Source organism: Enterobacter sp. ECC-175 (assembly GCF_043968675.1).
In the GTDB taxonomy this organism is placed as follows: domain Bacteria; phylum Pseudomonadota; class Gammaproteobacteria; order Enterobacterales; family Enterobacteriaceae; genus Enterobacter.
Genome location: NZ_CP143776.1, coordinates 3650256 through 3668038, shown reverse-complemented (window position 1 = coordinate 3668038; position 17783 = coordinate 3650256). Strand labels below are relative to the sequence as shown.

Sequence of the window (17783 nt, the reverse complement as noted above, 5' to 3'; positions counted from 1 at the left end):
TCATTTTTGTTGAATTATAAGGAATTCCTCATGCCTGACACCATCATAAAACTCGCCGCTCCAACCCTAACCGGTCTTACCGTCGCCACCGCACACACTGAATCAACGCTCAACGGTTTAACCACCGCCACCGTCGCGGGAACCACCTCCGCACCGTTGACCCTTGATAGCGCGCTGGCAACCCATCTGACCGCCACCATCAACAACGCCGACTACGACGGACTGATTGCCGAAGCGCACCAGCTTCCTGCAACCAGCAATGCCGATCGCTATCAGTTTGTGCTGCGTCCATGGCTGTGGTGGCTAACACTTTCCAGCAACAACCGTGTGTTTCAGAACCTCAGCGCGCAGGAGATCGTCGAGAAGGTGTTTAAGGACGCCGGATTTATCGACTATCAGTTCAAAGTAAAATCCAAACCGGGGAAGCGCGAATACTGCCTGCAATATAACGAAAGCGATTTCAATTTTGTCTCACGGCTGCTGGAGCAGGAAGGTATCTTCTGGTTCTTCACCCACAAGGAAGGCAAGCACACGCTGGTGCTGGCGGATGATAACAGCGCTTTCCCGCCGATAACGGGCGAGACAAAGGTCAAGTATCAGGCGGCGCAGAGCGGCGAGCGGGAAACCGGGGCGGTTCGTTCGGCGGAGCTGCGTTTGCAGGCCACCGCCCAGGGCTTCCAGTGCAGCGACTATAACTACGAGCAGCCAAAAGCGGCGCTGTTTGCCCAGGCGGGTGAGAAGAAAGGCGGGATGCACTCTCCGCATCCCGGCGGATTCAGTGAAAAAGCGCAGGGCGACGCGCTGGCGGCGTGGAAAGTGAACGCTCTGAAGGCGCAGGCGAAACAGCTGGTCGGCGAAAGCGACTGCGCGGCGCTGGCCGCCGGGCACTGGTTTACGCTCACCGATCACGATGACAAAGCGCTCAACATCGACTGGCTGGTCATCGGCGTCAGCCATGAATACGACGGCGAGCACTATCGCAACCGTTTTACCGCCATCCCGAAAGCCACGCCGTATCGCCCGCAGAGCAGCACGCCGAAACCGTTTATGCACACCCAAACGGCGCAGGTGGTCGGCAAAAGCGGCGAAGAGGTCTGGACCGATAAGCTCGGGCGGGTAAAAGTGCAGTTCCCGTGGGACAGAGAGGGGAAAAACGACGAAACCAGCTCCTGCTGGCTGCGGGTCGCCACCGCCTGGAGCGGCAACGGCTTCGGCGCGCAGTTTATCCCGCGCATCGGCCAGGAGGTGGTGGTGAGCTTTATCGACGGCGACCCGGATAAACCGCTGATTACCGGCTGCGTGTACAACGGCGCGAATGCCCTGCCGTATGCGCTGCCAGCGAATCAGACCCAGTCCGGCATTAAAACCAAAAGCGAAAAAGGCTTTAACGAGCTGCGCTTCGACGACAAAAAAGACGCTGAGCTGCTGGCGATGCAGGCGCAGAAAGATTTCCAGCTTACCGTACTTAACGACAGCAAAACGACGATTAGCCATGACGACATTCAGAACGTCAAAAACGACCGCACTCGTACCGTTGAAGAGGGCAACGAAACGGTGACGCTGAAAAAGGGCAACCGCACGGTGAAAATCGAGAAGGGCAGCGACACGCTGGAGGTGAAAGACAAACGCAGCGTGTCGGTGAAGGGCGATCAGGAATACTCAGTAGGCGGCGACGAGACGCACAAGGTGAAGGGGGATTATACGCTCAACGTCGACGGCAATCTGACCATCAAGGTCAGCGGCACGCTCACCCTGGAGAGCGGAAAAACGCTGAACGTGAAGAGCGGGGCGGCGCTGAACGCCAGCGCGACCAGCGACCTTAAGCTTAACGGCACGAACATCGCCAGCGAAGCGAAAGCCTCGCTGACGCAAAAAGCCGCGACAATAACGCATGAAGCGAAAGCCACCCTCACCAGCAAGGCCAGCGCCACCCAGACCGTGGACGGCGGCGGGATGCTGACCATCAAGGGCGGGATGGTGAAGATTAACTGATGCGCGAGGTGCTGGAACATCAGCAGGAGAGCACCCGGCTTCAGGCTGAACTCTCGGACGGTTTGCTTAACGGCGAAATGCGCATCGAAGAACACGGTCGCCTGCTGTCGGTGCTGCGCTATCAGCAGGGCTTACTAAACGGGGCGATGGAGTGCTGGCACCCTAACGGTCAGCTTGCCGTGCAGCAGGCGTATCGCGACGGCAGGCGAAACGGTGTGGCCCGCTACTTCTCCAGCGAAGGCGCGTTGCTCCGCGAAGAAAACTGGCTCGACGGCCAGCTGCACGGCGAATGCCGCAGCTTTTACCTTTCCGGGCAGTTACAGATGCGCGAGCAGTGGCAGCACGGGTTACGGCACGCGGTAAGCGAGCAGTTCTACCCGGACGGCGCGCGGGCAGCGCGTCAGGTTTATGACAAGGGGATGATGAAAGGGGACGCGGAGCGCTGGCTGCCGGACGGGCGCGCCATCGACGCCAGCGGCAAACCGCAGTCGCGGATAAGCAAATGGACAGAGCGGCTGTAGCGGCATGGGGCTGAAAACAAAATGATTTTCTCTCAGCATAAATGAAGGGGCTAATTGCCCGTGTAATCACATCTTCGTTTCAGCGTTTCTTTTTTTCCATGAGTCTGAAAACGTGATGTTCCCATCCACGACGTGCCATGTAGTAAACGGTGAGATTTAAAGAGTAATTTGTGGCACGTAGCGCAGCCTGATAGCGCACCATCGCGAGCCTGCGAGCAACGGTCATGGTGTCCAAATTCGGAGATGCCTGGCTCATAGCCAGCGTCTGGCGAGAAGGTTAGGTTCGCCTTGCCTGCAATTGTAGGCTGACAGAATCGCATACAGCGCGCGTCACGCCGCGTGTCACGTGACACATTTTGCGAGGAGTCTGCGTATCGCAGATACGAAAAAGGACAACGTAAGTTGTTGTCCTTTCTGTGAAAATTTGGTCGGCACGAGAGGATTTGAACCTCCGACCCCCGACACCCCATGACACCGTTGTTAAATCGCTGAAGGCCGCGTCATTACTGATGTTGTCTCGGATACGTATGTATAAACAATCAGTGCTTTTTATGCAAAATCCGCCCTTTAAACATCAATGAGTTAGGAGAGGTATTTCCCCATCTCGTTTGGTCAAACAATCTTACTAGCATTTAGGTTGACGCGAGTATAGGATTTACAGAATTTGTCTTGTTACTAAGGAAAAGTATATGACCAATTTGTATAAATTCATGGGTGCTGATATAGCCGATAAATTAATGATAGATGAAAAACATATTGGTATAAAGTTTTCTCACTTGCATGAATACAATGACCCATATGAGTTTTTCCTCACAATTGATTTTAACCGAGGTCCTGATGAACTGGCTTTTTACAATGAAATGATCAGCATGCTTACAAAGCAACCTGCCACTTGCTTTACAAAAAGTCCTGTAATATCCCCAATGTGGGCGCATTATGCAGGCAATTCATCAGGATTTGTAATAGAAATTAACGAAGAGAAGTTTAAAAACTTCCTGAATGAAATCGGCTTCCAAGAACATTGCGCAATAGCAGATGTTGAGTATATGGACTCTCCAGATGAAGGTATTGAAGATGTTCTAGCAAGAGCATTTCATATCTGTAAACCTCGTTATATTTATTGGCTTATTTCATATATTAAAAGAGCAGCATATTTGACTAAGCAAACATGCTGGAGTTATGAGCAAGAAAGACGAGTGATAATTGATGAGAAAGCGCTTACTAAACCAAACGACTGGCTAATGCTACTTCCTGTACCAGTTACTTGTATAACGGGCGTTATTGTTGGACACAAATCAAATGATTCTTTGAAGCAAAAAATTCAGGTTTTAGCTAAAAAGGCTAAATGCAGATATTTTGAGATGGTAATAGGTAAAACAACTACTGCACCTTTTCTTTTATCTAAGAATCTTAAATCACACCAGTTTGTTGATGGGAAGATAGAAGCTGTTTCTCGTCAATGTAAAAAATGTTATGAGCCACTAGATTTCGATAGTAAGGTTTGTGGTTGGTGTGGGATTACTCAGCAAGATGAAAAAATGGCTACGTTTCGAAACTCTTTTAGAATGATAGATAGCTATGGAGGCTTGCAAAAATACATTTCCGCCATGAACGATATCACTGATAAATATCATGGGCAAAAGTAGTTCACATTTATATTTTTTGGTATAGGGCTTTAATCAAAATAAACTCAGCCCTATACCTTATGAATCACTTATTTAAGTTAAAATCAAATAAAGTAGAAAGTTTTATAGTTATCCGGTTTTTATTTCCCCATGAGGAACGATAACCCAATCGATATGATTACGAGTATAAATCTTCGTTGATTTTGCATCGCTATGGGCCATCCTGCCTTGAGGGGCGATTCCTTGGCTATTAAACAAATGCGCCGCAAGTGCTCTTATCTCGTGAAATGTAGGACGTTCGTCCATCGCAAGATGTTCACACAGTCCTAGCTCATCGCGTAAAGAGGAGAACGAGCGACTAAGATAGTCAGGCGCAACTTGAGTTGGGTGTGAAACCTCTTTACTGCGTTTAACCTGACGATCCGGTATACGACGCGTTACTCTGATTTGTTGAGAGTTAGGTAGTCAGTGTAACGACCAAGGGGGCTGGTTACTAAATTCATTACAGCCTGTTTATTAACCACATATGTTGTTTTATAAAACGGGTCCAATACATGAAAATTGTTGCGCTCGCAGAATGATTTTAAATGTTCATTCTCAACATCTTCTAAAATTACATCGCGCCAAGGGTTCATCTCGCAACATAGTTAAGAAAACTTTTAAACCATCCCTTCCCCTGAATCTCAGCAGGCAACCGCACGGTGCAAATCGAAAGACAAAACCCGTTATATTTATTGGTGTAGGGCCTTAATAACGCCAATTGATTTTTGTCGTACAACTCTACGCCATGGCGGTACTCAGGTGAGTTATGTCCATTCTGCAGAATTTCATCCAACCAGCGCTTCAGCTGCTGTTCGATGGTTGGAGAAGTGTTATGGATCCAATCCAAAAGTTCCTTGTTCGTCATTTTATAGCCCTAATAGTTTTAATTTATCGGCATTATAAGCTCATGGCTTTGATTACGTACATTCCCTACAGCGCGCGTCACGGCATGCCAGATAAACTTGTCGGCGGGCACGGCACCGTCTGCTGCTATCTCTTCAGCTTCTTTCCCGCCTATGTCCTGGTGTATCCATTCCCGCGCCGCTTCAGGCGACAGAACCAGTGGCCGGCGGTCGTGAATGTCGATCAGTCCTTTGTTAGCTGCAGACGTCACGATGAGAAAACCCTCTGCTTCATCGCCGCGTTCGAATGGCGTACTGCCTATCGCGGCCATAAATATCGGCTGACCGTCTGCCCGGTGAATGAAATATGGCTGCTTCTTGTCGCCTTCTTTCTTCCACTCGAACCATCCATCAGCAAAGCAGATTGCCCGGCCATGCTGCCAGAGAGGCTTGAACATCCTGCTGGTGGCAGCCGTCTCGACGCGCGCGTTTATCAATGGTGCTTTATCCCACCACCCGGGCGCGTAAGACCACAGGACCGGACCAAGATGCAGTTGCTAGTCGCGTTCGCTAAGCAGCAGAACCTTAGTGCCGGGCGCGACGTTGTACCGACCAATCGGCTCTGGGTCATATGCGATGTCGCGATCACCTTCGTAGGCGAGATAAGCCAGATACTCTTCACGGGTTTGTGCTTGTGCAAATCGGCCACACATAGAACCGCCATTAAAGTCATCAATGGAGTATAGGTAAACATTCAGAAGGGGGAGAACCCGGTAGAAAACCGGGTTTAGTTAAATCGCAGCTTTAGCAAACTGAATAATGGACGTTTCATCGTTATGGTTGAAGTGAGCTAAATTGTTACGGTCAAACGTACGTCGAATCTCATCCATAGCTTTTGCTTCTGAACTGCTCGGATGCTTATGCCCATCGATTGTAAAAAGTACATTTGCAAGATTTAGCAAACGTTCATCAGCAGCACGTTTTACCCGTGATACCCACGAATCACAATGTTCCATCATTTTGCCCGGCTCTTGCTGAACAAAAGCAAGAGGTTTAATCGCGCAAAGGATCTCATCCTCATTTTTAGCAACAAAAGGCATTGTGAAGCGCGTAAGAGTTCCTCCAAATGTTTCCTTACGGAAAACGTTTTGAAGCTCTGTGTATGAATTCAAACGGTTTTTTAGCTCGCGCGTTAGAATTTCTTCTCTGCGTTCTTTGTTGTAATCAGAATGATTAACAAATTTATCATAAACGCGATGCAGTTCGTGTTCAGGGCTTTCTGCAAGCACCACACGTGTAGAGCTAAAATGAAATATTGACTCGCGTTTAGCTGTTAAGTAACTGAAAAAGTTTGCAATATCGTCGGCAGAGCTAATGTTCTTAGTTTGCTCTTGAGCCAGCTTAAGTTCTCTGGCAACCGCGTCTTTTGCTATTGGGAAAATCGTATCATCTTTGAAGAAAGAGGTGACTCGTGCGTCATTGCTTTGGGTCAAACGAAACAAAAATACATGTTTTAGAGGCGCACAAAGGACGACGCCTATGTTTGCAAACTCTTCAGTTTCAGCAAACGGCGCATATCTTACAATGCTGTATAGACATGGCGTAGTCATTTGATATTACTCCAAAAAACTTCAGTTTCGTTACGATTCAGTAGTTGTGCGATTTGACTAAAACACTGCTCACGAGCCTCTTCAGACTCAGGCAACCAATCCTCAGGAATTTGTCCTAAACAAACAGGCAAAGTTCCTTTTGTTCGAATAATTTCATCTTCGCAATGAGGGCGGTCAACGATGTCAAACACCCACTTCCTATGCCGCGGAGCGTAGACATGGTAGTCAAACGATGCCTCATCATCATTCTGGTCGAACGCCAGATTGTGATCAATCAGATAGTATCTATTATTGCGGTAATCAAAGATGATATTTACGTTGCCGCCGTTAGGAGAAAGCGACCTATCTGAATTATTTATCCATCTATCAAATAGATAGATTATCTTTTGTGCTTGAACATCTACGTTATGGTGTGCTTGTGAAAAGGTAATAGGGGCAACACCTGGTATAAATTTTGTCGCAAATGCGAGGCCCTCATTAAGCGCATTCCGCCATTCAGGCACGTATTGAGTAAGAGCGCTGTCAACATAAGCCATACCGAAGTCTGGTAAAGAAAGGCCCAATTCTTTACCTAGATGCGCTGATATCCATTCAGCAATGAGTTGTACGCGGGGTACGCTAGGCATACCTTTTACGACATATAACTCTCCATCATCACATTTGCATAGAAAAGGTTCCGTTGCACAATCCGGTATACGTCGAATTATTTCGATAACGCGCAAGGGTTCGATGGGCATGGCTTCGACGAATATCCTTTTCAACATCTGTAATTAGTCGTTGGATATTAGTCTAAAAAACGTAATCTGATAACCTGGTGTTTCTTTCAGTGTTTTTACGTACCTAATCTGCTGAAAGCCAGTTATCTGAATCTTCGAACATTTCTTCAAGCATACGATTCAGCTTTTCGCGATCGCTTTTACTTGCATCACTATTCAGGCCGTTAGCCTGCATAGGCTTAACTTTCACTTCTGCGTTAGGGAAGATGTTGTGCACTCGCTTGGTCAGCTCGGCCAGAATTATTTCTCTGGCTCCATCCAGGCCCTGGACATTTCGCTTATCATAAACCAACTCAACAAACATAAAAGCCTCCATAATTGCTCTGGGGGAGGTAGTATTTTTACTGTAAAAATATACAGTGTCAAGGCGTGTGGGCGGCTTTAAGGCTGGTTTTTTTGCTCTTCATTTGCAGATAATGACGGGTGTTTATTCCCCCATTATTCCCCTGTTCTTCCCCGCACAAAATTAAGCCATAAAAAAACCAGCCATAAGAGGCTGGTTTTAAATGTGTTTTTGGTCGGCACGAGAGGATTTGAACCTCCGACCCCCGACACCCCATGACGGTGCGCTACCAGGCTGCGCTACGTGCCGACGCATAAAAAGATAGTACTCGATTCCCCGCTGAATGCAAGGGGAAGCGAACGCTAACTGGTTTATAATTAATCAGTTAGCGATAAAGCGCTTCTCATCCGTCAGCACCTGCAGCAGCAGGCTGAGCTGTGGTTTCTGATCCTTCAGCTTTTCACCCTGCAGAGTATAGGTCTGGTATTTTCCGTTGCCGTTCAGCACGAGCGTCAGCTTCGGCGTATTCACGACCAGCGTGTTATTGCCCGCTGCCGTCACCCAGTTGTGGCGACGCGTTGCGCTAAACAGGTCTTGCCCCTGAGAGTATTCATTTGCCGGGGTGCTGACGTGCAGCAGGCGCTGCATCAGCGTGGTCATCACGTCTTTGTGCTCGGTGAGCATGTTGATGCGCTGCGCCGGCGTGCCCGGCCAGTGAACGACGAGCGGAACGTGAAGATTTGGCCGTGACCACTCCATGTCGTTCTTCTCATCACCCAGCGGTACGCCGTGGCCTGCGGTAATAATGACGACGGTATTATCCAGCTTGCCGGCGTCGCGCAGGGCGTTTAGCACGCGGCTAATCTGCGCATCGACATCGCCCGCTGCGCGCGCATAGCGGCGCGCAAAGCCCTTCTGATTGCTGTCGTCCAGGGTTGTGCCGTTAAAGGCGACCCATGAGAACCAGCGGTTATCTTCCTGCGCGTAGTTTTGCAGCCAGTTTATCCACTGATTTGCCGTTTGATCGTCCGACTGGCTTTGTGCCGCAGGCAGGGAGAAGTCAGACAGCAGCGCCTGACGGTAAAGTGAACTGTTGAAGCCGTCTGATGAGAACAGCCCCAGCTGATAGCCCTGCTGGTTAAGCCCGGTAATCAATGCGGCAGGAATACGGGCGGAGAGTACCCCGTCCATATAGCCCGGCGAGATCCCGTAGAACAGGCCAAAGATGCCCGCGTCCGTGGAGTTGCCAGAGCTCATGTGCTGCGTGAAGGCGATATTTTTATCCGCAAATTCCGCCAGCGCCGGCATCTGCTTCTCGAAGCGCGAGTAGTTCAGGCCATCAACGGTGATCAGCAGAACGTTCTGCCCGCGTCCCATATCGCGGTAGCGCAGGTCGCTCAGCGGATACTGCACGCTGACCGCCTCTGGGTTACCTTGCTCGACCAGGCGGCGCTGATACTCCTGCGCATCCAGCAGGCCGTGTTTTTCGAGGAATCGACGGGCGGTCATCGGGTACGACAGCGGCAGGTTTGCGCGCTGCATGGTCACCGGGCGATAGAAGTTCGCATCGGCCCAGATGTACATTATGTGCGAACTGATAAAGGAGACAAAAAAGAGCGCCGCGACGGGCTTCGCGTAGTGGCGGCGTCGGGTCAGGCTGCGGAGCTTTTGCCAGCTCCACGTCGCAAACAGCATCTCAATCAGCAGGATCACCGGCACGCTGATAAACATCAGCTGCCAGTCACGTGCGGTTTCGTTCTGGTCGGGGTTAATCACCAGTTCCCAGACGATGGGGTTAAGATGCAGGTGGAAACGGGTAAACACTTCGCTGTCGATAAGCAGCAGCGTCATCCCCGCAGTGGCGAGGACCGCGGATAAAAACCGCATCAGACGCTGTGACATGACGATAAACGTCAGCGGGAACAGGATCAGCAGGTAGGTGGCGAAAACCAGAAAGCTAAAATGTCCAACAACGCTGATCCAGGAGTAGATACGCCCGGTGAGCGTCGTAGGCCAGTCTGCCACAAACAAATAGCGGCTGCCGAGTACCATGGCCAGCAGCATGTTGAACAGGGCAAACCAGTGCCCCCAGCTGACCATCTGGGAGACTTTTTCGCGGTAGCGCTGACGGTTCGTCACCATAAACTGTTGTTCGTTTCCCTTAGTGGGCCTTGTCGTCGCTCACGGATGACTGCAAAGCCTGGGCGAAAGATTTGGCGATCGCCTGACGCTGAGCCGGAGCAACGCTGGTATTGATCAGGTTGGTGACCATGTTTCCCAACACCATCAGGGAAAGATCGGTCGGCGTTTTGTGTTTTTCCAGTACGTTGACCAGCTCACTGAGCAGTTGTTCAACGTGTTCATCACTATAGCGGGAATGTTGTGGCATAAATCAAAATCAGTTCGTTGATGAAAGGGCAACATATTACCGTAGCAACAGCTTTTTTTCCCCTTTTTTATCTGTTGTTGCACACACGTCCCGGTGGTGGTTGAATACCGCCCGGTCTAAAAGGAGAGTTTATCATGAGTCTGGAAATCAACCAGATTGCCTTGCACCAGCTTATCAAGCGTGATGAGCAAACCCTTGAAGTGGTGCTGCGCGATTCATTACTGGAACCAACGCCTACCGTTGTGGAAATGATGGCGGAGCTACACCGCGTCTACAGCGCAAAAAATAAAGCTTATGGCCTGTTCAACGACGAGAGCGAGCTGGCGGATAGCCTGCGCCTGCAGCGTCAGGGTGAAGAGGATTTCCTGGCCTTTAGCCGCGCCGCCACTGGCCGCCTGCGCGACGAGCTGGCAAAATATCCGTTTGCTGACGGCGGTATCGTTCTGTTCTGCCACTATCGCTACCTGGCGGTAGAGTATCTGCTGGTTACCGTGCTGAATAACTTAAGCAGCATGCGCGTGAACGAGCAGCTGGATATCAGCTCAACGCATTATCTGGATATTAACCATGCGGATATTGTGGCGCGAATTGATTTGACCGAGTGGGAAACCAACCCGGAATCGACCCGCTACCTGACCTTCCTGAAAGGGCGCGTGGGCCGCAAAGTGGCCGATTTCTTTATGGATTTCCTCGGGGCCAGTGAAGGCCTTAACGCCAAGGCACAGAACAAAGGTTTGCTGCAGGCGGTAGATGATTTCACCGCCGAAGCGCAGCTGGATAAATCCGAGCGCCAGACCGTGCGTCAGCAGGTTTACAGCTACTGCAACGAGCAGCTTCAGGCGGGCGAAGAGATTGAGCTGGAGTCGCTGTCAAAAGAGCTGGCGGGCGTCAGCGAGGTCAGCTTCCAGGCGTTTACCGCGGAGAAAGGCTACGAGCTGGAAGAGAGCTTCCCGGCGGACCGCAGCACGCTGCGTCAGCTCACGAAATTTGCCGGCAGCGGCGGGGGCCTGACGGTCAACTTCGACGCCATGCTGCTGGGCGAGCGCATCTTTTGGGACCCGGCCACCGATACGCTGACGATCAAAGGCACGCCGCCGAACCTGCGCGATCAGCTGCAGCGCCGCACGTCCGGCGGTAAATAGCAGGCATAAAAAAACCCCGCCGAAGCGGGGTTTTTTACGACCGGTTTGCGATTACGCGCGAACGAAGTCGATGTGAGTCAGTTTTGGCTTGAACGCGTGACGCTGAACGGCCTGAACCTTCACTTTTTCTTCTTTACCGCCAACAACGATGGTCAGAACTTCGCCGTAGAACTCAGGCTTAGTCTGCATGTTCCACACTTTGTCGTGATCCAGTTCGATTGCAACTGGAGCAGCTTCGCCACCGTAAACGATAGCCGGGAACTTGTTAGCGTTACGCAGGCGGCGGCTCGCACCCTTACCCTGCACGTTACGTACTTCTGCTTCGATAGTGAACATTGATTTCTCTCTGTATTTAAAACCCTACTACAGGCGACCCAGCAGCAGGTGAGTGTTCTGCCTCACGGATGTGAAGCGGGCGGCATTTTATACTCAATTGCCCCTCACATCAATGAAAAGTCCCGCTAGCCGCGTAATTCATTTGCCCGACGAAAGCGGCCTTCATAGTCAAAGACCTTCTCGCGTACCTGCCAGAACTGACCTTTCCTGCGGGCAACAACGAAGTCCGGATGGCGCAGCAGCGCCTGCTGGTGAACGATATCCGCCACCGTTATCCAGCGCAGGGGCACGCCGGGCGTGCGGGTGTGCGGACGCATAAATAGCTGCTCAAACGCCGTGCGCTGGGCCGGAGTATGGACCCTGAAGCGCTCGCTAACGTCCGCGCCGTCCTCGTCGTAGTAGGTGATCTTGAGCCACTCGCCTTTTTCATCCGCGCCGGGCTGGAGCGCCATGCCCGAGCAGCGCAGCACCAGCGCGTCCTTCAGCTTCAGCGCCGCCTTGAGCATATCGTCGGGATCGACCAGCACCGCGTCGCACTCCCGGCAGCGGCGGGCGGCAATATCATTTTCGGCGTTGCACTGGGGGCAGTTTTTGAAGCGGAAGCGAAAATCGCACTGCTCGCGGTGCCCGTCGTCGTCCTCAAACCAGCCCTGGCAGCGGCGGCCAAAATGCTCGATCAGCGTGCCGTCGGCGGTGGTTTTGCCCCAGAAGGTGTTGGCAAAGCCGCAGGCAGGGCAAAATACCTGCACCGGCACGTTGTCGCTTTTGCCTTTCGGCGTCCCGACCTCGGGAGAGTAGAGATCGTGCGGGTTTCCCGCATAGTCCAGAATCAGGCAGTCGGTCTTTCCGGGCGCAAGGCGCAGGCCGCGTCCGACAATTTGCTGATAAAGGCTGACGGATTCGGTGGGGCGCAAAATGGCGATCAGATCGACGTGCGGGGCATCAAAGCCGGTGGTTAATACCGAAACGTTGACCAGATAGCGGAACTGCTGCGCTTTAAACGCCTCAATCAGCCTGTCGCGCTCGGGGCCGGGCGTTTCCCCGGTGATCAGCGCCGCGTCGTCGGCTGGCAGCAGCCCGGTGATTTCCCGGGCGTGCTCAACCGTGGCGGCAAAGATCATCACCCCTTTGCGCGTCTGCGCAAACTCTTCAATCTGGCTAACGATGTGCGGCGTAATGCGTTTCTGCTTTTTCAGCTCGAGGTTCAGATCAGCCTCGCTGAACAGGCCGTTACTCTGCGCCTGCAGGCGGCTGAAGTCATACTGCACCACCGGCATATCCAGGCGTTCTGGCGGCGTCAGGTAGCCGTGCTTAATCATGTAGCGCAGCGGCAGCTCGTAGATGCAGTCGCTGAACAGGGCCTTTTCGTTACCGCGGACCATGCCGTGATAGTGGAAACGATAGATCCAGCCTTTGCCCAGGCGGAACGGCGTCGCCGTCAGGCCGAGCAGGCGTAAGTGAGGATTCACCTCTTTGAGATGATTGAGTATCTGCTGATACTGGCTGTCGTCGTCATCGCTGATGCGGTGACATTCGTCGACGATCAGCAGTGAAAACTCGCTGCGAAACTGATCCAGGTTGCGGGCGACAGACTGCACGCTGCCAAACACCACTTTTCCGTGGCTCTCTTTGCGTTTTAATCCGGCGGCGAAAATATCGGCCTCTAGCCCGAGCGCACAATACTTGGCGTGGTTTTGCGCCACCAGCTCTTTAACGTGGGCAAGCACCAGCACGCGCCCGCGCGCCAGGCGGGCCAGCTCGGCGATCACCAGGCTTTTACCCGCCCCGGTCGGAAGCACGATAGCGGCAGGCTTATGGTGTTTGCGAAACCAGGCGAGGGTAGCGTCAACGGCTTCCTGCTGATAGGGACGGAGTGTAAAAGTCATGGGCTCTCAGATTGATTAACTCACACATAGTATGCCACGAAACTTTTTCCCTTGAGTGGCGCAACCAGACCATTATACTGAACCGTTCTTGACTGCTTCATTTTCGGACGCGTTGTCCGACTTCCAGCACCCTAAAGGCTAAAAAGATTTCATGCGACTTGATAAATTTATCGCTCAGCAACTCGGCGTAAGCCGCGCTATTGCCGGGCGTGAGATCCGCGCCAGCCGCGTTACCGTAGATGGCGACATTGTGAAAGATAGCGCGTTCAAACTCCAGCCTGAACATCAGGTTGAGTACAATGATAATCCGCTCACCCAGCAGAACGGCCCGCGCTATTTCATGCTCAACAAGCCGGAAGGCTACGTCTGCTCAACGGACGACCCGGATCACCCGACCGTACTCTATTTTCTCGACGAGCCGGTGGCGCACAAGCTGCACGCCGCGGGGCGTCTGGATATTGACACCACCGGCCTGGTGCTGATGACCGACGACGGTCAATGGTCACACCGCATTACCTCTCCGCGCCACCACTGCGAGAAAACCTATCTGGTGACGCTGGAATCGCCGGTTGCCGATGACACGGCAGAACGCTTCACCCAAGGCGTTCAGCTGCATAATGAAAAAGATCTGACCAAACCGGCGGTGCTGGAAGTGATTACCCCAACCGAGGTCCGTCTTACCATCAGCGAAGGGCGTTACCACCAGGTCAAACGCATGTTCGCCGCGGTAGGAAACCGCGTTGTGGGCCTGCACCGCGAGCGTATCGGCGCGATTGAGCTTGACCCGGAACTGGCTCCCGGCGAATACCGCCCGTTAACGGCAGAAGAAATCGCCAGCGTCGGCCTGCCCTCGCGCTAATTTCAGGAGAACCTTGTGACCACCAGGCCACACTCGTCGTTTAAAATCGTCTTTATTCTTGGCCTGCTGGCCATGCTGATGCCGCTGTCCATCGATATGTATCTGCCCGCGCTGCCGGTGATTTCCGCGCAGTTTGGCGTGCCGGCGGGCAGCGCGCAGATGACGCTCAGCACCTATATTCTCGGTTTCGCCATTGGCCAGCTTCTGTATGGCCCGATGGCGGACAGCCTTGGGCGCAAGCCGGTGATCCTCGGCGGGACGCTGATTTTTGCCGCGGCGGCGGTGGCCTGTGCGCTGGCGCAAACCATAGACCAGCTCATCGTTATGCGCTTCTTGCACGGCCTGGCGGCCGCGGCGGCGAGCGTGGTGATTAACGCCCTGATGCGCGACGTCTACCCGAAGGAAGAGTTCTCCCGCATGATGTCGTTTGTCATGCTGGTGACCACCATTGCGCCGCTGGTTGCGCCGATGGTAGGGGGCGCGGTGCTGGTGTGGTTTAGCTGGCACGTTATCTTCTGGATCCTGGCCGTGGCGGCGCTGCTCGCGTCGGCGATGATCTTCTTCTTTATTGACGAAACGCTGCCCGCTGAGCGTCGGCAGAAATTCCACATTCGCACCACGCTTGGCAACTTTGCCTCGCTGTTTCGCCACAAGCGCGTGCTGAGCTACATGCTGGCCAGCGGCTTCAGCTTTGCCGGGATGTTCTCGTTCCTTAGCGCCGGGCCGTTTGTCTACATTGAGCTGAATCACGTTTCGCCGCAGCACTTTGGCTACTACTTTGCCCTGAACATCGTGTTTCTGTTCGTCATGACCATCATTAACAGCCGGTTCGTGCGGCGGGTCGGGGCGCTCAATATGTTCCGTGCCGGGCTGTGGATCCAGTTTGTGATGGCGATTTGGCTGGTGGTGACGGCGTTTCTCGGCGTCGGCTTTTGGGCGCTGGTGGTTGGCGTTGCCGCGTTTGTGGGCTGCGTGTCGATGGTCTCGTCTAACGGCATGGCGGTGATCCTCGACGAGTTTCCGCACATGGCGGGCACCGCCTCGTCCCTGGCGGGGACGTTCCGCTTCGGCATCGGTGCCGTGGTGGGGGCGCTGCTGTCGCTTGCCACGTTCAGCACGGCCTGGCCAATGCTGTGGGCCATTGCGCTGTGCGCAACCAGCTCCATTCTGTTTTACCTCTACGCCAGCCGGCCCAGCAAAACGGCACGCTGAGCGCTCAAAGGCCCGAAAGGGCCTTTTTGTTGACCCATATCAACCAAAATGGCGTTCGTTTACCCCTTGTTTGTTTCTTTTATGTAAAATATATTTATGTAAAAAGTCACATCACTGTAGTTAAAAAGGTTGAGTTAGATCGCAGAAACGGGTACATATAGCGCCGAAGCGAGCCTGTCACTCATCAAAAAAAGCCCTGATAAATAAGACGCAATTGCCCGCAGAGCGCGGCTTACCGCGTTTTCCGCGCAAAAACGGGGCAGGTTAGCCGTGATGTGTTACTATAAATGTAAATAAATTGTGAAGTAATTTTGCTTCCGGGGAACGAACGTGAATACATTACAACTCTCTATAGTCCATCGCTTGCCCCAGAGCTATCGCTGGTCGGCGGGTTTTGCAGGCTCGAAGGTTGAACCGATTCCGCAAAGCGGAGCAGGCGGCGAGAATTGCCTGGTTGCGCTAAAGCTGCTGAGCCCGAATGATGACGAGGCGTGGCCGGTCATGGAGCGCCTCAGCCAGGCGCTGTCGGATATCGAAGTGGATAGCTCCGTGCTGGAGTGCGAGGGCGAGCCGTGCCTGTTTGTGAAAAGCCAGGACGAATTTGCCGCTACGTGCCGGTTGAAAAACTTCGGCGTGGCGATAGCGGAGCCTTTCTCCGGCCAATACCCTTTCTGAGTGCTAGTCAGCCGATAGCAGCTGGCGCGTGTAGCTCTGCGTTGGCGCAGCAAAGACGCGCTGGCACTCTCCCTGTTCGACCACTTTTCCCTGCCGCAACACAATCACCTGATGGCACAGCGCGCGCACGACCTGCAAATCGTGGCTGATGAAGATATAGGCCAGCCGGTATTTTTCCTGCAACCCCTTGAGCAGCGCCAGAATTTGCGCCTGAACGGTTCTGTCCAGCGACGACGTAGGCTCATCAAGCACGATCAGCTCCGGCTTGAGGATCAGCGCGCGGGCGATGGCGATACGCTGACGCTGACCGCCTGAAAACTCGGCCGGATAGCGATGGCGCATTTCAGGCTCAAGCCCCACCTCTGCCAACGCCTGAATCACCTCCTCTTCGCGCTGGCGCGCCGTAAGTCCGGGCCGGTGGACGCGCAGCCCCTCTTCGACGATTTGTAACACGCTGAGCCGCGGGTTGAGCGAGGAGTTAGGGTCCTGGAACACCACCTGCATGCGGGGGCGAACGGGCTGCATCTGTCGGCGATTCCGGTCGTGCAGCGTCATGCCGTCAAAAATAATCTCCCCCCGCGAGGCGATCAGGCGCAGCAGCGCAAGCCCCGTGGTGCTTTTGCCCGAACCGGATTCTCCTACCAGCCCGAGCGACTCCCCGGGGCGCAGCGTAAAGCTGATATTGTTGAGTACGGTATTGCGATCGACCACGCGGCGCAGGATCCCTTTGCGGACGGGAAACGAAACGGACAGCCCGTCAACCTTCAGCAGCGGCGCGCCGCCAGCGGCAAGAGGGACCGGATCGCCAGCGGGTTCGCTGTCGAGCAGCTTTTGGGTATAGGGATGCTGAGGGGCCGCCAGCAGCGCGGGTGCCCCATTCTGCTCAACGCAGCGCCCGTTCTGCATCACCGCCACGCTGTCGGCCAGCTTTCTGACGATGCCGAGGTTGTGGGTAATAAACAGCAGGCTCATGTCCAGCTCGTCGCGCAGCTCGCGAAGAAGCTGCAGGATTTGCGCCTGCACCGTAACGTCCAGCGCGGTTGTTGGCTCATCGGCGATCAGCAGCTCGGGGCGGGTGAGCAGGGCCATGGCGATCATCACGCGCTGGCGCTCGCCGCCGGAAAGCTGATGCGGGAAATCCGACAGGCGCTTTGCCGCATGACGAATGCCGGTGCGCTCCAGGCAGTCCAGGATCTCGCCTCTGGCCGCCTCTTTGCGCATCCCCCGGTGGAGCGACAGCACTTCGTAGAGCTGTTTTTCCAGCGTGTGCAGCGGGTTGAGCGAGACCATCGGCTCCTGGAAGATCATCGCAATCCTGTTGCCGCGTATTCCGCGCAGGGTCTGTTCACCGGCGTGCAGCAGCGAACGGCCGTGGAACAGAATATCGCCCTGCGGATAGCTCACCGGCGGGGAGGGGAGCAGGCGCAATATGGAGAGCGCCGAGACGCTCTTGCCGGAACCGGATTCGCCCACCAGCGCCAGCGTTTCGCCGCGCTGGATGTGCAGCGATAAATCACTCACCACCGTGCGCGTTTCGCCCTGCTTCGAAAACGCAATCGACAGATTTTCAATGCTCAGAAGAGGCTGCGTCAT

At 53.6% G+C, this 17783-nt stretch carries 16 protein-coding genes, 1 tRNA gene and 2 pseudogenes; 7 read left to right on the top strand and 12 right to left on the bottom strand.

The window, feature by feature from the left end; genetic code table 11:
- The first annotated feature begins 30 nt into the window (after positions 1-30).
- From V1599_RS17480 to V1599_RS17470, 3 genes are all read left to right on the top strand, one after another.
- The gene (locus V1599_RS17480) at positions 31-1992 is read left to right on the top strand and encodes a type VI secretion system Vgr family protein (protein WP_395300524.1); all 1962 of its coding nucleotides are present in this window, start codon (positions 31-33) and stop codon (positions 1990-1992) included.
- Positions 1992-2513 (top strand): toxin-antitoxin system YwqK family antitoxin, encoded by a 522-nt coding sequence (locus V1599_RS17475; protein WP_395300523.1) that lies wholly within the window; start codon positions 1992-1994, stop codon positions 2511-2513. The genes V1599_RS17480 and V1599_RS17475 overlap by 1 nt, the downstream gene beginning before the upstream one ends.
- Positions 2514-3202: 689 nt before the next feature.
- Entirely contained in the window at positions 3203-4159 is a 957-nt protein-coding gene (locus tag V1599_RS17470; protein ID WP_395300522.1) for a DUF2971 domain-containing protein, read from the top strand.
- Between the two features lie 108 nt (positions 4160-4267).
- On the opposite strand, the pseudogene V1599_RS17465 reads toward V1599_RS17470, so the two are convergent.
- The 9 genes and pseudogenes from V1599_RS17465 to V1599_RS17425 all read right to left on the bottom strand — a co-directional run.
- Positions 4268-4579 (bottom strand): annotated as a pseudogene (locus V1599_RS17465) (recombinase); the annotation flags it as partial.
- Between the two features lie 190 nt (positions 4580-4769).
- On the bottom strand, positions 4770-5045 hold the full coding sequence (locus V1599_RS17460; RefSeq protein WP_395300521.1) for a hypothetical protein: 276 nt from the start codon (positions 5043-5045) through the stop codon (positions 4770-4772).
- An 18-nt stretch (positions 5046-5063) separates the two neighbouring features.
- A pseudogene (locus V1599_RS17455) lies at positions 5064-5735 on the bottom strand (SOS response-associated peptidase).
- Positions 5736-5813: 78 nt separating this feature from the next.
- Positions 5814-6632, bottom strand: a complete 819-nt coding sequence (locus V1599_RS17450) for a DUF3037 domain-containing protein (RefSeq protein WP_395300520.1) — start codon at positions 6630-6632, stop codon at positions 5814-5816.
- Positions 6629-7369 carry a HipA family kinase gene (locus V1599_RS17445; RefSeq protein ID WP_395300519.1) on the bottom strand — a complete coding sequence of 247 codons (741 nt, stop codon included), beginning with the start codon at positions 7367-7369 and terminating at the stop codon, positions 6629-6631. The genes V1599_RS17450 and V1599_RS17445 overlap by 4 nt, the downstream gene beginning before the upstream one ends.
- A 103-nt stretch (positions 7370-7472) precedes the next feature.
- Positions 7473-7712: a DinI family protein gene (locus tag V1599_RS17440; protein WP_248082907.1), complete on the bottom strand. Its 240-nt coding sequence runs from the start codon at positions 7710-7712 to the stop codon at positions 7473-7475.
- Between the two features lie 211 nt (positions 7713-7923).
- Positions 7924-8000 (bottom strand) — tRNA-Pro (locus tag V1599_RS17435).
- Positions 8001-8072: 72 nt separating this feature from the next.
- Positions 8073-9833, bottom strand: coding sequence for an LPS biosynthesis-modulating metalloenzyme YejM (gene yejM, locus V1599_RS17430; protein ID WP_112012583.1), 1761 nt, complete (start codon positions 9831-9833; stop codon positions 8073-8075).
- A gap of 19 nt (positions 9834-9852) precedes the next feature.
- Positions 9853-10080: a YejL family protein gene (locus tag V1599_RS17425; RefSeq protein ID WP_112012582.1), complete on the bottom strand. Its 228-nt coding sequence runs from the start codon at positions 10078-10080 to the stop codon at positions 9853-9855.
- Between the two features lie 134 nt (positions 10081-10214).
- Here V1599_RS17425 and yejK point away from each other — a divergent pair, with 134 nt between their 5' ends.
- On the top strand, positions 10215-11222 hold the full coding sequence (gene yejK / locus V1599_RS17420) for a nucleoid-associated protein YejK (protein WP_112012581.1): 1008 nt from the start codon (positions 10215-10217) through the stop codon (positions 11220-11222).
- Positions 11223-11273: 51 nt separating this feature from the next.
- Here the strand turns inward: yejK and rplY are convergent, their stop codons facing one another.
- Together rplY and V1599_RS17410 are read right to left on the bottom strand one after the other, a co-directional pair.
- The gene (gene rplY, locus V1599_RS17415) at positions 11274-11558 is read right to left on the bottom strand and encodes a 50S ribosomal protein L25 (RefSeq protein ID WP_112012580.1); all 285 of its coding nucleotides are present in this window, start codon (positions 11556-11558) and stop codon (positions 11274-11276) included.
- A gap of 125 nt (positions 11559-11683) precedes the next feature.
- Positions 11684-13444, bottom strand: a complete 1761-nt coding sequence (locus V1599_RS17410; protein WP_112012579.1) for a DEAD/DEAH box helicase — start codon at positions 13442-13444, stop codon at positions 11684-11686.
- Between the two features lie 151 nt (positions 13445-13595).
- Between V1599_RS17410 and rsuA the strand changes: the two genes are divergently transcribed.
- From rsuA to V1599_RS17395, 3 genes are all read left to right on the top strand, one after another.
- Positions 13596-14303: a 16S rRNA pseudouridine(516) synthase RsuA gene (gene rsuA, locus V1599_RS17405; RefSeq protein ID WP_112012578.1), complete on the top strand. Its 708-nt coding sequence runs from the start codon at positions 13596-13598 to the stop codon at positions 14301-14303.
- Between the two features lie 15 nt (positions 14304-14318).
- The gene (locus V1599_RS17400) at positions 14319-15515 is read left to right on the top strand and encodes a Bcr/CflA family multidrug efflux MFS transporter (RefSeq protein ID WP_112012577.1); all 1197 of its coding nucleotides are present in this window, start codon (positions 14319-14321) and stop codon (positions 15513-15515) included.
- Between the two features lie 330 nt (positions 15516-15845).
- On the top strand, positions 15846-16190 hold the full coding sequence (locus V1599_RS17395; protein WP_112012576.1) for a YejG family protein: 345 nt from the start codon (positions 15846-15848) through the stop codon (positions 16188-16190).
- Positions 16191-16193: 3 nt separating this feature from the next.
- Here the strand turns inward: V1599_RS17395 and yejF are convergent, their stop codons facing one another.
- Positions 16194-17783, bottom strand: coding sequence for a microcin C ABC transporter ATP-binding protein YejF (yejF, locus tag V1599_RS17390; RefSeq protein WP_112012575.1), 1590 nt, complete (start codon positions 17781-17783; stop codon positions 16194-16196).

Coding starts and splice junctions, on each gene's coding strand:
- V1599_RS17480 (WP_395300524.1), top strand. CDS start 31: ATGCCTGACACCATCATAAAACTCGCCGCTCCAACCCTAACCGGTCTT.
- V1599_RS17475 (WP_395300523.1), top strand. CDS start 1,992: ATGCGCGAGGTGCTGGAACATCAGCAGGAGAGCACCCGGCTTCAGGCT.
- V1599_RS17470 (WP_395300522.1), top strand. CDS start 3,203: ATGACCAATTTGTATAAATTCATGGGTGCTGATATAGCCGATAAATTA.
- V1599_RS17460 (WP_395300521.1), bottom strand. CDS start 5,045: ATGACGAACAAGGAACTTTTGGATTGGATCCATAACACTTCTCCAACC.
- V1599_RS17450 (WP_395300520.1), bottom strand. CDS start 6,632: ATGACTACGCCATGTCTATACAGCATTGTAAGATATGCGCCGTTTGCT.
- V1599_RS17445 (WP_395300519.1), bottom strand. CDS start 7,369: ATGCCCATCGAACCCTTGCGCGTTATCGAAATAATTCGACGTATACCG.
- V1599_RS17440 (WP_248082907.1), bottom strand. CDS start 7,712: ATGTTTGTTGAGTTGGTTTATGATAAGCGAAATGTCCAGGGCCTGGAT.
- yejM (WP_112012583.1), bottom strand. CDS start 9,833: ATGGTGACGAACCGTCAGCGCTACCGCGAAAAAGTCTCCCAGATGGTC.
- V1599_RS17425 (WP_112012582.1), bottom strand. CDS start 10,080: ATGCCACAACATTCCCGCTATAGTGATGAACACGTTGAACAACTGCTC.
- yejK (WP_112012581.1), top strand. CDS start 10,215: ATGAGTCTGGAAATCAACCAGATTGCCTTGCACCAGCTTATCAAGCGT.
- rplY (WP_112012580.1), bottom strand. CDS start 11,558: ATGTTCACTATCGAAGCAGAAGTACGTAACGTGCAGGGTAAGGGTGCG.
- V1599_RS17410 (WP_112012579.1), bottom strand. CDS start 13,444: ATGACTTTTACACTCCGTCCCTATCAGCAGGAAGCCGTTGACGCTACC.
- rsuA (WP_112012578.1), top strand. CDS start 13,596: ATGCGACTTGATAAATTTATCGCTCAGCAACTCGGCGTAAGCCGCGCT.
- yejF (WP_112012575.1), bottom strand. CDS start 17,783: ATGACGCAGCCTCTTCTGAGCATTGAAAATCTGTCGATTGCGTTTTCG.